Source organism: Acinetobacter lactucae (genome assembly GCF_013344765.1).
Classification (GTDB): Bacteria; Pseudomonadota; Gammaproteobacteria; order Pseudomonadales; family Moraxellaceae; genus Acinetobacter; species Acinetobacter lactucae_A.
Genome location: NZ_JABVBF010000082.1, coordinates 1 through 14,582, shown reverse-complemented (window position 1 = coordinate 14,582; position 14,582 = coordinate 1). Strand labels below are relative to the sequence as shown.

General features: G+C 38.8%; 17 protein-coding genes. 10 read left to right on the top strand and 7 right to left on the bottom strand.

Annotation, left to right across the window (positions count from 1 at the left end):
* The first annotated feature begins 118 nt into the window (after positions 1-118).
* The 7 genes from HUN22_RS09950 (at position 119) to HUN22_RS09920 (ending at position 7,285) form a co-directional block, all read left to right on the top strand.
* On the top strand, positions 119-2,392 hold the full coding sequence (locus HUN22_RS09950) for a molybdopterin-dependent oxidoreductase (protein WP_174728666.1): 2,274 nt from the start codon (positions 119-121) through the stop codon (positions 2,390-2,392).
* A 227-nt stretch (positions 2,393-2,619) separates the two neighbouring features.
* Complete coding sequence (gene moaA / locus HUN22_RS09945; RefSeq protein WP_174728663.1) at positions 2,620-3,660, top strand: GTP 3',8-cyclase MoaA; 1,041 nt, start codon at positions 2,620-2,622, stop codon at positions 3,658-3,660.
* A complete protein-coding gene (locus HUN22_RS09940) occupies positions 3,661-3,915 on the top strand; it encodes a MoaD/ThiS family protein (RefSeq protein WP_057106139.1) in 255 nt (84 codons plus the stop codon). It begins immediately after the preceding gene.
* Positions 3,916-3,918: 3 nt separating this feature from the next.
* On the top strand, positions 3,919-4,404 hold the full coding sequence (locus HUN22_RS09935; protein WP_062848638.1) for a molybdenum cofactor biosynthesis protein MoaE: 486 nt from the start codon (positions 3,919-3,921) through the stop codon (positions 4,402-4,404).
* Between the two features lie 23 nt (positions 4,405-4,427).
* A complete protein-coding gene (gene moaCB / locus HUN22_RS09930; protein WP_000799986.1) occupies positions 4,428-5,351 on the top strand; it encodes a bifunctional molybdenum cofactor biosynthesis protein MoaC/MoaB in 924 nt (307 codons plus the stop codon).
* The gene (locus HUN22_RS09925; RefSeq protein WP_174728660.1) at positions 5,351-6,586 is read left to right on the top strand and encodes a molybdopterin molybdotransferase MoeA; all 1,236 of its coding nucleotides are present in this window, start codon (positions 5,351-5,353) and stop codon (positions 6,584-6,586) included. Before moaCB ends, HUN22_RS09925 begins: the two co-directional genes overlap by 1 nt.
* 216 nt (positions 6,587-6,802) lie before the next feature.
* Positions 6,803-7,285: a winged helix-turn-helix transcriptional regulator gene (locus HUN22_RS09920; protein ID WP_174728658.1), complete on the top strand. Its 483-nt coding sequence runs from the start codon at positions 6,803-6,805 to the stop codon at positions 7,283-7,285.
* Between the two features lie 16 nt (positions 7,286-7,301).
* Here the strand turns inward: HUN22_RS09920 and HUN22_RS09915 are convergent, their stop codons facing one another.
* Positions 7,302-8,693, bottom strand: coding sequence for a PLP-dependent aminotransferase family protein (locus HUN22_RS09915; RefSeq protein ID WP_174728656.1), 1,392 nt, complete (start codon positions 8,691-8,693; stop codon positions 7,302-7,304).
* 123 nt (positions 8,694-8,816) lie between these two features.
* Here HUN22_RS09915 and HUN22_RS09910 point away from each other — a divergent pair, with 123 nt between their 5' ends.
* Positions 8,817-9,680, top strand: a complete 864-nt coding sequence (locus HUN22_RS09910; protein WP_174728653.1) for a DMT family transporter — start codon at positions 8,817-8,819, stop codon at positions 9,678-9,680.
* Between the two features lie 2 nt (positions 9,681-9,682).
* Here the strand turns inward: HUN22_RS09910 and HUN22_RS09905 are convergent, their stop codons facing one another.
* The 4 genes from HUN22_RS09905 to tusD are packed head-to-tail and all read right to left on the bottom strand — an operon-like array spanning position 9,683 to position 11,078.
* Positions 9,683-9,994 carry a TusE/DsrC/DsvC family sulfur relay protein gene (locus HUN22_RS09905; protein ID WP_009390289.1) on the bottom strand — a complete coding sequence of 104 codons (312 nt, stop codon included), beginning with the start codon at positions 9,992-9,994 and terminating at the stop codon, positions 9,683-9,685.
* Between the two features lie 18 nt (positions 9,995-10,012).
* Entirely contained in the window at positions 10,013-10,297 is a 285-nt protein-coding gene (locus tag HUN22_RS09900) for a DsrH/TusB family sulfur metabolism protein (protein WP_174728650.1), read from the bottom strand.
* A 17-nt stretch (positions 10,298-10,314) separates the two neighbouring features.
* The gene (locus HUN22_RS09895; protein WP_087088122.1) at positions 10,315-10,665 is read right to left on the bottom strand and encodes a hypothetical protein; all 351 of its coding nucleotides are present in this window, start codon (positions 10,663-10,665) and stop codon (positions 10,315-10,317) included.
* Positions 10,666-10,709: 44 nt separating this feature from the next.
* On the bottom strand, positions 10,710-11,078 hold the full coding sequence (gene tusD, locus HUN22_RS09890; protein WP_002115623.1) for a sulfurtransferase complex subunit TusD: 369 nt from the start codon (positions 11,076-11,078) through the stop codon (positions 10,710-10,712).
* A gap of 65 nt (positions 11,079-11,143) precedes the next feature.
* Here tusD and HUN22_RS09885 point away from each other — a divergent pair, with 65 nt between their 5' ends.
* Complete coding sequence (locus tag HUN22_RS09885; RefSeq protein WP_174728647.1) at positions 11,144-12,151, top strand: NAD-dependent epimerase/dehydratase family protein; 1,008 nt, start codon at positions 11,144-11,146, stop codon at positions 12,149-12,151.
* Between the two features lie 116 nt (positions 12,152-12,267).
* Positions 12,268-13,662 (top strand): class II fumarate hydratase, encoded by a 1,395-nt coding sequence (fumC, locus tag HUN22_RS09880; protein ID WP_174728644.1) that lies wholly within the window; start codon positions 12,268-12,270, stop codon positions 13,660-13,662.
* A gap of 96 nt (positions 13,663-13,758) precedes the next feature.
* Here the strand turns inward: fumC and HUN22_RS09875 are convergent, their stop codons facing one another.
* Both HUN22_RS09875 and HUN22_RS09870 read right to left on the bottom strand, forming a co-directional pair.
* Entirely contained in the window at positions 13,759-14,052 is a 294-nt protein-coding gene (locus HUN22_RS09875; protein WP_174728642.1) for a hypothetical protein, read from the bottom strand.
* Between the two features lie 245 nt (positions 14,053-14,297).
* A complete protein-coding gene (locus tag HUN22_RS09870; protein WP_174728640.1) occupies positions 14,298-14,561 on the bottom strand; it encodes a hypothetical protein in 264 nt (87 codons plus the stop codon).
* Positions 14,562-14,582 lie beyond the last annotated feature (21 nt).

The window sequence follows — 14,582 nt, the reverse complement described above, 5'->3', positions numbered from 1 at the left end:
TTAGAATTGTTTATATAAAAACTTATCGCGAGCATTGACTATTCCAATATTAAGTTCTATTTTGGAACTTGTTGTTTTCATTCTAGCCAGATGTATAAAAATAAATGGAGCCAGAAAAATGATGGATGCAGTTCAGCAAAATAAAACAGATGTGACCGCATGTATTTTGTGTTCTAGAAACTGCGGTTTAAGTGTGGAAGTTAAAGATAATCAGTTTGTCAAAATTAAAGGCAATCCCGAACATCCATTTTCTCAAGGCTACATTTGCCAAAAAGCTGCCAGATTACAACACTATCAGCAACATGCAGACCGTTTGACCACACCTTTAAAACGCCAGCCAGATGGTTCATTTCAAGAAGTGAGTTGGGATGTGGCCATACAAGAAATTGCTGATCGATTAGTTCAGATTAGAGATGATTTTGGCGGGACCGCTTTTGCTTCTGTTGGGGGTGGTGGTCAAGGTAATCATCTGGGTGCAGCATATGGTCGACAACTCTTGCTGGCCATGAAAAGTTATTATGCCTACAACTCTCTTGCTCAAGAAAAAACGGGTGATTTCTGGCTCAATGGACGTTTGTTCGGTAGTCAGGCATGCCATACGACAGAAGATGTGGAGTATGCAGACTATGTCCTTTTTATTGGGACAAATCCATTTCAAGCCCATGGAATTCCCAACGCGCGAGATACGCTAAAACATATTAAGAAAGATCCGAACCGAACCATGGTGGTGTTTGACCCGCGAGTTAGCGAAACAGCCAAACAAGCAGATATTCATGTACAGCTAAAACCCGGAACAGATGCTTTCTTAATGTCAGCTATGATTGCGATCATTATTAAAGAAAAGCTTTATGATGCAACATTTATCGAACAGCATATGCACGGTTTTGAAGAGGTGAAAACAGCATTTAGTCGTGTGCCCATTGAAGACTATATTGCCAAAGCAGATGTTCCGGTCGATTTGATTTACCAAGTGGTTCGAGATTTTGCCAAAGCTAAAAGAGGCTGTGTGCGGATTGATTTAGGTATTCAACATACTTTAAATACGACACTAAATGGCTATTTAGAAAAACTACTGTACTTAGTGACTGGAAACTTTGGAAAGCAGGGCACCAATAATTTGCACACCATGTTTATTCCAATTTTAAGCGATACAGATGAAAGAAAGCCGAAATATCGACGTAGTGTTTACCATAAAATGTTCCCAATTTCTGGGTTCTTTCCCCCTAATATTTTACCTGATGAAATTTTAAAAGCAGGGGAAAAACGAATTCGTGCTGTGTTTGTAGATAGTTGTAATCCGCTATTAACTTACCCTGATACACCTGCCTACGAGAAAGCATTTAAAGCATTAGATTTGTTGGTTGTGATTGATGTTGCCATGACGGAAACAGCAAGACTAGCGGACTACATTTTGCCTGCTCATACTCAATTTGAAAAATGGGAATTTACTGGCTTTAATCTTGAGTTTCCTAAAAATGGTTTTCATCTAAGACATCCTGTATTGACTGCTCAAGCGAATACTTTGCCAGAGGCAGAAATTTATACACGATTACTTGAAGCCATGCAGGTGATTCCAAAACGTTTTCCGCTTTTAGAAAAAATAGCTTCAGTTGACTCTCAGAAAACAGCCTATTTCCCTTACTTGTCCGCATTAGGGCTTACCTTTGCGCGAAATAAAAAATATATCCCTTTTGCTGCCTCTATCATTTATCGAACTCTTGGCAAACGAATTGGCAATTCTGCAGATTCAGTTGCTTTTTTATTGCCGTTATCGATTCAATATGCTGTCTTACATACTAAGGCTGTACGTCGTGCAGGTTACAAAGGTAATCCTTTAACCTTAGGCGTTCGTTTATTTGAACAAATTTTAAAGCAACGTTCAGGTGTGGTGTTATCGCAACATGAATATGACGAAGTCTGGAAATTGGTGGCTTATAAAGATAAGAAAATACGCCTTGCTATTCCAGAGATGTTAACTGAGCTAGCAAATTTAAAAAATCATCAGGTTAATGCTGAAGAGTTTCCATTCATACTTTTATCAGGTGAGCGACGTAGTTATAACGCCAATCAAATTTACCGTGATCCAGCTTGGCGAAAAGTAGATGCAGAAGGGGCTTTACGAATTCATCCTGAAGATGCGAGAAACTTAAATGTAGATGCAGGAGGGCAGCTCAAATGTATCTCACAACATGGAGAAATTCAGGTTACTGTAGATTTTGATGAGGGAATGCGAAAAGGGGTAGTTTCACTTCCGCATGGCTATGGCATGCGCTTCCAAGGTGGAGAGCCAATTGGACCACAATTAAATCTGCTAATTTCTGGTGAGCATTGTGATCCTTTATCTAAAACGCCGTACCATAAATATGTACCCATACGTTTAGAAAAGTGCTAGAAATAGAGTAGACATATAACAGGTTGACGCCACAAAGGTTTTGTAAAGCTTTAAAACTGAGCTAAAACGGTAAGGCGAATATTTTAATTAAAACCTAAAGAATTATGGATGATAAATAGAATTGGAACAAATTTTGCTATAAAGATTAAAGCACTACTAAGGCGCAATTTTTTAAGTTTAATTGCTCATAATCAGTGCTAGCAATATTTGAACTGTTCTCGACATGAGTGCAAAAGATGAAACAATATCACTCTGAAAATACGCCATCTGTTCTACAAGACCAATATGGGCGTATCAAGCGAAAGTTACGAATTTCGGTAACCGATCGCTGTAATTTTAAGTGTGTATATTGCATGCCTGAACATCCTGAATGGCTAAATAAACAAGATTTGCTTAGTTTTGAGGCGCTTTTTCAGTTTTGCAGTTTTATGGTGCAACATGGTGTTGAAAGCATCCGTATTACGGGTGGAGAGCCATTAATGCGTCAAGGTATTGTCCATTTCGTCCGTGATTTACAAGCTCTAAAAGTATTAGGCTTAAAACGTATTTCAATGACCACCAATGGACATTATCTGGCTAAATACGCTCAGCAATTGAAAGATGCTGGTTTAGATGACTTAAATATTAGTTTAGATAGTCTTGATCCGATTCAATTTAAAGAACTCACCAAGAAAAAATTAGAACCAGTTCTTGAAGGTATTCAAGCTGCAAAAGATGCAGGTCTACCTTTTAAAATTAACTGCGTGTTAATGAAAAATAAAAATGACGATCAAATCTTACCTATGGCGAGATGGTCGATTGCCAACCATATTCCACTACGTTTTATTGAATTCATGCCACTTGATGGTGATGCACTCTGGTCAAATAAAGATGTGGTGAGTGAAGCTGAAATTTTACAGGCGTTACAACCGCATTATTCAGTACAAGTTATCGAGCAGCAGCATGAGCCAGCGCGCCAATATCTGCTTAACAATAGCTATGCTCTAGGCATCATTTCAACCATTACTCATTCATTTTGCCACCAATGTGATCGCATACGACTAACAGCACAAGGTGAGTTGTATAACTGTCTATTTGCGCAGCAGGGTTTAAATATTAAGCCACAGCTTCAAGCATTATTGCGCGCACAGAACTCAACCGATCATCTGCTGCATAGTCAGCAGTTAAAAGAGAGAGTTATGCCGTATATCTGGAACAAAGCCAAAGGCTTTCATGCCTTACAACATCAACAAACCCGTAAAATCAGTATGCATATGCTTGGGGGATAAATGCAGCAATCTATCCAAATTAAAATCGAATCGTTCGGTGCAATTGAAAAATTGCTTCCTCAAAATCTTTCGATCGTTTGTCCTACCAATATTTTAGTGAAAGATGTCTTAGATCAAATTGTGAGTTTACATCCAGAATGTACACAGGCCATGGAAAAATGTGCGTGTGCGATAGAGGATAACGTTATAACCAGACAATCTACTTTAAGTCAGCCGTGTACTTTGGTTTTATTGTCACCAGTTGCAGGAGGCTAAGCCATGCGAGATTTTGCCCGTATACAAGAGCAGGCTTTAAGTCTAGATACCTTTGATCCAATTGAATCATTTCCTGAATGCGGTGGAATTGATATTTTTATGGGTACGGTTCGTAATCATCATGAAGGCAAAGCTGTTAAGGCGTTGAAATATACTTCGTATAAACCGCTTTCTGAAAAAATGATACGTGAAATTGAACTGGAAATTGAGAAAAAGTATCAGGTATCTTATGTGCGAGTGATTCATCGGATTGGATATTTAGATGTTGGTGAAACAGCAATTATTGCAATTGCTTATGCAGCCCATCGCCGTGAAGCTTTTCAAGCATGTGAAGAAGCAGTTGAGCGCGTAAAGCATGAAGTACCTGTATTTAAAGAAGAGTTCTTTACAGATGGCACGAGTCACTATGTAGAAGGCTGCTGTATTCGTAAGGATGCACCGCACGAACACAAACATCACCATCATACCGGCCATGAACACTCACACTGAAATAAGCACGACTAGGATAAATAATGAAAAACGTAGGAATGAAGCCGGAAAGTTATCGTGTTGCTGAAGCACAAGCCATTTTATATGCACCACCACACTGTATCGAATTATTAAGACAAGGAAATACTGAAAAAGGCGATGCATTAAAAACTGCACGCGTTGCAGGAATCTTGGCAGCAAAACGAACTGATGAGCTGATTCCTTTGTGTCATCCACTGCCGATTTATCGTGCAGATGTTGAATATGAATTAGAACATGATTTTGTGAAGATTATTACCGTGGTTGAAACCATTGGTCCAACTGGCGTAGAAATGGAAGCCTTAACTGCTGCCAGTCTTGCAGGGTTAACCATTTATGACATGTTAAAACCGCATTGTGAACCAGAAGAGCTCTGGATGGATCAATGTAAATTGCTTAAGAAAAAAGGTGGGAAATCACACTTTAAGCGAGTTCTTCGTCAGCCTGTTTCGGCGGCTGTTATTGTGCTGTCCGATACTGTCGCAGCGGGTAGAAAGCCAGATACTGCCGGAAAATCTGTAGTTGAAACTTTAACCGAGGCAGGATTTGATCCAATTCATTACCAGATTTTGCCAGATGAAGCGGATACTTTAAAAAACTTAGTGCTTGAGCTGAGCAAATCATATGCTTGCATTATGACTGTTGGCGGTACGGGAATTGGTAAACGTGATATTACGGTCGATACGTTAGAGCCCCTTTTAGAACGTAAGTTAGATGGTTTAATGGAAGCTGCACGATCTTTTGGACAAAAACGCACGCCATATGCTGCAATGTCGCGTGGAGTAGCCGGTTTTATTGATCGTTCACTGGTGGTGACTTTGCCGGGAAGCCGTGGTGGAGCAAGCGAATCAATGGCTGCTATTTTACCTGCCTTAGTCCATATTTTTGATGTTTGCCGAGATTTACCACATCCGGGAGGCTATGAGTAATGGCTGGTTGTGGTGCGGAACGTGGATTGATTAGCGTAGATGAAGCAATTGAGCTGATTAGTAATCGTCCTAAAAAATTAGGTTCAATTCAGCAAGTGCTTCAAAATAGCCTAAGCAGGTATCTTGCTAAAGAAATTTATTCAGAAATTAATTTGCCAAGCTTTTCTCAAAGTGCTGTAGATGGTTATGCGCTTTGTAGCCATGCAGAAGATTTAAATAATCAAAAATTTCAGGTTACTGGTGAAATTCGTGCTGGAAGCGAAAGTCATGACATTTTGAGTGAAGGTCAGGCAATTCGTATATTTACGGGGGGTAAAATTCCTGAAGGTACAACACATGTTGCGAGGCAAGAAATAGTAGAGGTCATTTCAGCACAAGAAATTTCTTTAACGGAGCATATACGCCCTCAAGCTGACATTCGTTTTACTGGCGAAGAAATCGAGAACGGACAGTTACTTGCACAAGTTGGGCAGTTTCTAAATATTGGAAGTTTGGCTGCCTTAAGTATGGCGGGTGTACAAACAGTTGACGTTTATCGTGCACCGAAAGTCGCTGTTTTAGTCACTGGAGACGAAGTTGCCGAAAAAGCAGAAGATCTTGCAGAAGGCAAAATCTTTGATGCAAATGGTCCATTACTAAAAGCTTGGTTTGAAGATTATGGTTTAGAGATTGAACTCATTCATGTGGCAGATGAAGCGGCGCAAGTCACGCATTACTTTAATGAGTTAAAAGACAGTCATGATGTTATCATAACCACAGGTGGAGTGTCCGTAGGTGATTATGACTTTGTTCGTCCATGCGCTTTTGAGGCTGGCTTTGAACAGATCTTTTGGAAAGTAAAACAAAAGCCGGGTAAGCCACTCTTTTTTGCTGAATATTCTCACACGGAAAAAAATCACCGTTGTTATTTGCTGGGGCTACCCGGTAATCCGGCTGCGGTCTATGTATCAATGCAAGTTTACGGTAAAGCATTGCTTGACACTTTGCAGGGAAATCAAGCAGGGCCGGATTGGTTTAGTGCAATTTTAGATCATGATTTAAAAGAAGATGCGCGTGAACGTTTTCTAAGAATGCATGCTTATTTTGACAATGGACAACTTAAAGTTAAAAGTCTGACAAAACAGCAATCACACATGCTTAGTAATTTAATGCAGGCCAATTGTCTGGTGCGAATTCCAGCAAGTGTGAAACTAGAAGCAGGTCATATTTTGAAGGGTGTATTCATCTCAAATTAATGATGAGTAATAATAGATATAACTCACTATACGATTGGGTGAGTTATATTTGTTAAGCGAATTTATATAATAGCTTTCTATTTTTTATAATAAAAATTCTTTTATAAAGTTGATAAGAAGTTATTTTTATAATGAATCTTGCATAACTCGTGGTAAGTGGTTTAGGGTATAAACAATAGGGCCGTTAGGCTAGAAAATATCGAGGAACGCATAAAGATGAAATGGGATGACATCGGTGATCAACCTTGTTCGGTTGCTCGTATGCTATCAGTGATTGGCGATCGATGGACGATGCTAATATTACGTAATGCTTTTATGGGAATACGCCGCTTTGACGATTTTCAAAAATCATTAGGTGTAACTCGTCATGTCCTTTCAGATCGTTTAAAGCGTTTGGTTGAATATGAAATTTTAGCCAAAGCTCCTTATTTTGATCGTCAAGAACGCTTTGAATATCGCCTCACTGATAAAGGTTTTGAACTTTATCCAATTATTTTATCTATGGCGAATTGGGCAGATAAATGGATGGATCAAGGTTTAGGTAAACCTTTAGAATATCGTCATAAAACTTGTGGTCATAAGTTTGAACCAGTCATGGTATGTTCGGTTTGCCGTGAACCTTTACATGCAAAACAAGTTCAGGTTTCAGCTGGGCCGGGTTATTTTGCATATATGCAGCAAAAACAGAAACAAGCTTAATTTTTCTTATTACCAATCATGAAGACTCTTGTTGAATCGCATCAGCTAGAGTCTTATAAATGTGGTCATGATTTGACTGTGTTACATTAAAACGGATGAATTGACTAGCATTGGGAGCTTGGCTAAACGCATTTCCTGGTGCAAGAATAACTTGATGATTAATACAATATTTTGCAATTTTTGAAGCTTCAACACCCTCTGGCAAATGACACCAAACAAAAATTCCCGCTTGAGGCTTAATCCATGGCTTTATGCCCAAAGGTTCTAGTTTGGTAATGGTCTCGTGCATCGCTTTGGTTAAACGAACCTTTAATAGTTCTATATGTTTACGGTAAGACCCATCTGTTAATGCACTTAATAAAACTTCAGCCGATACTCCATTGTGAGAAAAACTGGTGGCAATTTTCAGGTCAGTGAGCTGATCAATCCATTCTGGCTTTGCAGTAATATAACCACAGCGAATAGATGCTGATAACGTTTTAGAAAAACTTCCAATAAAGATTACATGTGAGAGATTATCCAAAGCTGCAAGCCGAGGAGTCGCGTTATATTCAAAATCTGAAAAAATATCATCTTCAACGACAATCAAATTGGATTGCTCAATCAGTTTTAATAATTGATGTGCTGTGGAAAGAGACAGTGTTGCACCAGTTGGATTGTGAATTCCTGAGTTGGTGATATAAAGACGTGGATTGTAAGTCTCAATTGCTGCTTTAAATGCCTCTAAGTCAGGGCCTGTTGGTGTATAAGGAATACCAATAACTTTGACTTGATGAACTTTAAGTAATGCATGAAAGTTGAAATAACAAGGATCATCAATGAGAACGACATCATCGGGCTTTAGTAAAAATCGACAAACCAAATCAATCGCTTGAGTTCCCGAATCAGTTAAAAGTACTTGGTTTAGATTCGCCTCTATCCCTTTTGCTTGAGCACGCCTTGCCAGTAAGTCACGTAAAGCTGGTAATCCCAATGGTGTTGAATACCCCATTAAACAATCATTTGGGCTTTTCGCGGCCGTCCTTAAAGCTTTACGAATACTGTCTAACGGCATCCAGTCATCAGGTAGCCAACCGCAACCGGGCTTAAAAACATCTGCTTTCGCTTCCAAAGATTGACGTGAAATCCATAATGGATCAACTGAACGATCTAATTTAGGGCCTAATTCACTTAAAGCTAAAGGTGCGAGCGGACCAACGATATAAAAACCAGATCCAGTTCTTGATTCGATTTTGCCTAAAGCAATTAATCTTTCATACGCTTCTACAACTGTTGATACTGAAAATCCCAGATCATTTGCTAATTTACGAACAGAAGGCAAGCGTGCTCCCGGCAATAAAGATCGATTTTTTATTTGTCGCTCAATCTCTGAAATGACAATTTCAATTTTTGTTTTGCTCTGGTTCACGTGCTTAAAATCCAAACTGTACTGGTTGTTAATACATAACAGTTCTTTTAAATTGTACTGCTTTGTATCTGGTTTAATCACCTTAGCACAGCTTAAATTCTTCGTATAGTGACGGAGAAAATTATGAATAGGTTTATGAATGGCTGGGTGAATGGTTTTATTGGCGTGGCTATTTTTGCGGGGTCACTGCCAGCAACACGTGTAGCGGTAATGGGGTTTGAACCAGGCTTTCTAACCGCAGCACGAGCTGCGATAGCAGGTATTTTGGGGCTTATTCTTATTTTAGTTTTAAAACAAAAGAAACCAGCCAAACAAGATTGGTGGCCTCTTGCCATTGTTGCTGTGGGGGTGGTGATCGGTTTTCCATTGTTTACAGCACTTGCTCTACAGCACATGAATGCAGCCCATTCAATTGTATTCGTTAGTCTTTTGCCGCTTGCAACTGCAATATTTGCTGTACTGAGAGGCGGAGAAAAACCAAATCATTTTTTCTGGATATTTGCAGTATTGGGGAGTGCGGTTGTTTTCGCTTATATGTTTTTCATTTCTGGTGATACATCACTTGGAATAGGGGACTTTTATATGTTGATGGCAATTATTTTCTGTGGGTTTGGCTATGCAGAAGGCGGTGTACTTTCAAGAAAAATAGGCGGGTGGCAAGTCATTTGTTGGGCACTTATTTTGTCTTTACCTTTTATGGTGTTGCTTACCATTTTCTATATGCCAGCTTCATTCCAAAGTGTGTCTCCATCAGCTTTAGTTGGTCTTATTTATGTGTCTTTGTTTAGTATGCTGATTGGCTTTTTCTTTTGGTACAAAGGACTGGCACAAGGCGGTATTGCTGCCATAAGCCAACTACAACTTTTACAGCCTTTAATGGGGCTAGGTATTGCAGCGGCTTTATTGCATGAACATGTGAGCTGGTCAATGTTAGTGGTCACAGCAGCAACTATTTTATGTGTCGCTGCTGCTAAAAAATTTACTTAACTTTATAAGCAATTTGCTGGTTTAGGAACACCCGCCAAACGACTCAAATGACGTGCAACTAAACCAGTATTAAATTGTTGCTGTAAAACAGCATTATTAATCTCTGGACTTACCGTTTTCATTAAAAATTTAATGAGCGGGCGAGTTGCAGGAGAGTGCCCAAACTGTTGATAAAACTGGCGTACAGCAGTTAAAACTTCGAAATGCCACTCGGTGAGTTCAATATCAAGTGACTTGGCAAGCTCTTGTGCAACTTCAGGATTCCAAATTGTGTAATCAACCAAATGACCATCTTGGTCTAATTCTAAATTCATGAAACTAGCCTAAATATATTATTTAAAAGAAATACAACGATTAAATGTTAAAACAAGATCTGCAAATTGATCATAGTCCAATACATTTATCTGAGTTAAAGTATCCGTATCGATTAAATCTTTTTCGATGCTTAAGCATGAAATACTTTCAAACTGCTGAATCATTTCAGCTGAAAGTCGTGCAACAGAATCACCCATAAAAATAATCTGGTCACCTGCCTGAAAAAGATGACTTAACTCATCAATAATCTTAGGCGTAGCATGGTAAGAAGATTGCACAAGATAAAGCGTTGATGGATTCATTAAACTTACACCTTCATCTACCAATATAGAACATGATCAAAAGATTGAATAAACTCAGCATTCAACTGAACAAATTCAATCTCTTGCTCGGTTTTTTGTACAAGAGGATGTTGCTGATTTTTACTTTCAATCAAAATAGGGCTCAAGTCGTAGAACTCAAAACTTTCGACCATATTTGAAGCTACTTTAAAAGCCTGAGTAAACTGATCAAAGCTCAAATCATTTTGCAAAAGACTAAGAGCAGCATCTTTCAATAATACTTTGACTGGTGAGCCAAAGGTTGCTAAAACCATAGTAGCGGAAAGGCTTTCATTGATTTGAAGACTGGTTAAATTGGCTTGGCTTAAGATGACGAGTACAGATTTCACACAATATACCTTTTAAAAGCAACAATCTAAGCAAACAAAGTAACTTAAAATTGAATAAGACGAGATGCTGACTGTACTGCATCAGCAAGTTCACCTAACCCGACAAGTTCAAAGTCTTTGGCAAGGTTGTGATGAGTGAGGTGATGGCGACTAGCATTTTCTGCATCTGTAATACCACGAGCGAGGGCAGCACTCACACAAACAGGAAGACGAATCGCAAGCTTTTGCCATTCATGCGTTAGATTACGCTGGTCGTCAGGAACCCATTGAAAATCATTAGCAACCTGCACGCCATCTTGGTAAAAGAATACACGGAAGTCTTCATTTTTACTTTTGAGTGCCTGAGCAAGTCCTAACGCATGCCAAGCATGAATGGAAGTAGGAGCAGAGGTAATTAGTAGTAATGTACTCATTGAGAATTCACTATGGTCATACGTCTAAATGGGCGTAGATACATTAAGAGAAAGGTAAGTATACAATGATTTTAGTGACAGGTGGTTTAGGCTTTATCGGTTCACACATTGCGTTGAGTCTCATGGCTCAAGGGCAAGAAGTGGTAATCGTCGATAATTTGGCTAATTCGACCTTGCAAACGCTTGAACGGCTAGAGTTTATTTCTGGTATGTACGTTCCATTTGTCAAACTTGATGTACGAAATACCCCAGCATTGAATAAGGTTTTCGAGCAATATTCAATTGACGCGGTTATTCATACTGCTGGGTTTAAATCAATTGAAGAATCTAACCTTAAACCTCTTGAATATTATAATGATAATGTTAGTTGCATCATGAGTTTACTACGTGCCATGCAACGTACAGGTGTTCGTCACTTCATTCATTTATCTAGTCTTGCAGCTTATGGGAAATCTGGATTGCAATTAAGCGAAACAGACGAATTTAATTATACTTATCCTAATCCCTATATTAAGTCTCAACAGATGATTGAAGAAATTATCCGCGATACTTATAAAATTGATCACGAATGGAAAATTGCGATTTTACGATTGTCTAATATCGTAGGTGCATTTGAACATGGGGTACTTGGAGAGTATGTCGCTCAACTTCCTAAAAATATTGTACCGCTTGCAATGCAAGTCGCAGCAATGCAACGTGATTTGATTGAATTACAAGATCAAGCTGAAACGTCAGATCATACGACTGAACGCAGTTTTCTACATGTTTTAGATTTGTGCGAGGCGGTGAGTGCGAGTTTACATTGGCTACGTGAACAAACGCATTGTTGCGAAGCATTTAATATTGCTCATGATAAAGTTCATTCAATTCGTCAATTACTCGATGAAATTTCCCAAGTCACTCAAGCTGAGATTCCGACACAATCAGCAATTTATAAACATGTTGAGTTAGATCAAGTTGGGGCTAATATTGGGAAGGCAAAAACCTTATTACAATGGTCGCCGAAACGCGCGTTAAAACAAATGATCGAAGATGAATGGCGCTTTTATCAAAATACGCTAAATGGAAGATGAGATAATGATTCTTATTTACAATACTAGTATGGTTGAGTAGGATATTCAAAATTAACTAGCCAGAGCAAATACTTGCTTCAGCCCGTGAGTTCTTTATTGAGATAACCGAGGTTTCTATGCAAACACGAATTGAACATGACACGATGGGTGAGATTGAAGTTCCAAATGAAGCATTGTGGGGGGCACAGACTCAACGCAGCTTGCAGAACTTTAAAATCGGGCAAGAACGATTACCGCGTGCCATGATTCGAGCAATGGGTTTAGTCAAAAAGGCTGCTGCAATAACCAATGCTGAACTTGAACAATTACCACAAGATTTGAGCCAATATATTGTGGGCGCAGCTGAAGAGGTGATTGATGGCAAGTGGGATTCACAGTTTCCTTTAGTGGTCTGGCAGACGGGTTCTGGTACGCAAAGTAACATGAACTGTAATGAAGTGATTGCCAATATTGCCAACCAAAAATTAGGTCAAGCATTGGGTGCGCAAAAACCTGTACATCCAAATGATCATGTCAACCGTGCTCAATCAACGAACGATTCATTTCCAACGTCTATTCATGTTGCAGCAAGTTTGCAAATTAACGAATTGCTCATCCCTGCCGTCGAGCAACTTAAAGCGACTTTGCAAAAAAAGTCTGACGAATTTCAAGACATCGTCAAAATTGGCCGTACTCATTTGCAAGATGCCACGCCATTAACTTTAGGCCAAGAATTTAGTGGCTATGTATCTCAGCTTGAGCATGGATTGGTTCGACTACAACAAGCTCTAAGTGGTCTATATGAGTTGCCATTAGGTGGCACAGCAGTAGGGACAGGGTTAAATGCACATCCTGACTATGCAGTGAAAGCAGCAGCTCAGCTTGCTCTACTTACAGGTTTGCCATTTGTAACTGCACCTAATAAATTTGAAGCACTAGCAGGGCGTGATGCGGCTGTTTTTGCATCAGGTGCATTGAAAACTTTAGCTGTAAGCTTAAATAAAATTGCGAATGATATTCGTTGGTTGGCAAGTGGTCCCCGTTGTGGTTTTGGTGAAATCCGTATTCCTGAAAATGAACCTGGTTCAAGCATTATGCCGGGAAAAGTAAATCCGACACAAAGTGAAGCAATGACCATGGTTGTCGCGCAAGTGCTTGGAAATGATACGACCATTAACGTGGCTGGTGCTTCCGGTAACTTTGAGTTAAACGTATTTATGCCTGTAATTGCTTATAACTTATTGCAGTCTATTCAATTGCTTGGTGATGCGTGTAATAGTTTTAATGACCACTGTGCGGTAGGAATTGAGCCTAATCGCGATAAGATTGACCACTTCTTACATAACTCTCTCATGTTGGTCACAGCGTTAAACCCAGTGATTGGTTATGAAAATTCTGCAAAAGTTGCAAAGACTGCTTATAAAGAAAATAAAACGTTGAAGCAGGTTGCTGTTGAGCTTGGTTTGGTTACAGCAGAGCAATTTGATGAAGTGGTAAAACCTGAAAAAATGGTTTCACCAAATAGCAAGTAATCACTAAAACAATGTAAGCGTTAATGTGTATATAAAAGCCCTCATCCGAGGGCTTTTATAGGTAGAGACTAACTTATAGCTTGAGATAGGAAAATATCAAAGTAAGCTTTCTATATATTCCCAACCATGAGATTTCATCGCTTCAAATTTCTTTTTTAGCTCTTCTTTTTCGTGGTCATGAGGATTGCCTGCTAAAAGAACATGGTACGAGTTAGATTCTGGTTCTATGGTCACTTCAATAATTTCTACGGGTTGAATCACTCCGCTCTCAGTTAAACCAGAGTCGATAAAACACATTCCTTTTACAGGAATAACAGTACAGTCGTATTCTTTGGAAATAAAATAATTATTTGCTGAGGCGGAATACGTACGTGATGCTCTTACTTTCATGTGTACCTCCTTCAAGCGTAGAAATAGAATGCTTTAGTCTGGCGCGCTTGTTAAGTTAATACTGTTTAATTTATATAGTGATTTTATTTTTTACTTCAATATTCTAGTTATCAATTTTTTTATTAGCATCGACTGAGGTTAATTATAACCTGCTGCTAGTGATTTCGATCTAATTAGATGAGAAGAATTTATAGCAAAGTGGTTTTTAAATAAACTATAAAAATACTTGTTTGAGGGCATATCTTTTATGAGGGTCTAATTTTCGTTTTCTTCGTCAGAACCTTAATAATTCTGAAAACTTGATTACCAAGTTTGATCTTTTGATGAATAGTTGCATGATCCAGTTGATCCCATAGTTCAAATGGAAAAAACTCTGAACTATGATCAAATATCCATAACCATTGGTAGCTATTGTTAAGCGTATTTTTATCAAAACGAACATCTTGAACTTTAACAATCTTAAACTGTTTATGATGTTCGTCTTGAAGAATAATTTCATGATTCTCCATTGGACATCCACACATTAAAGA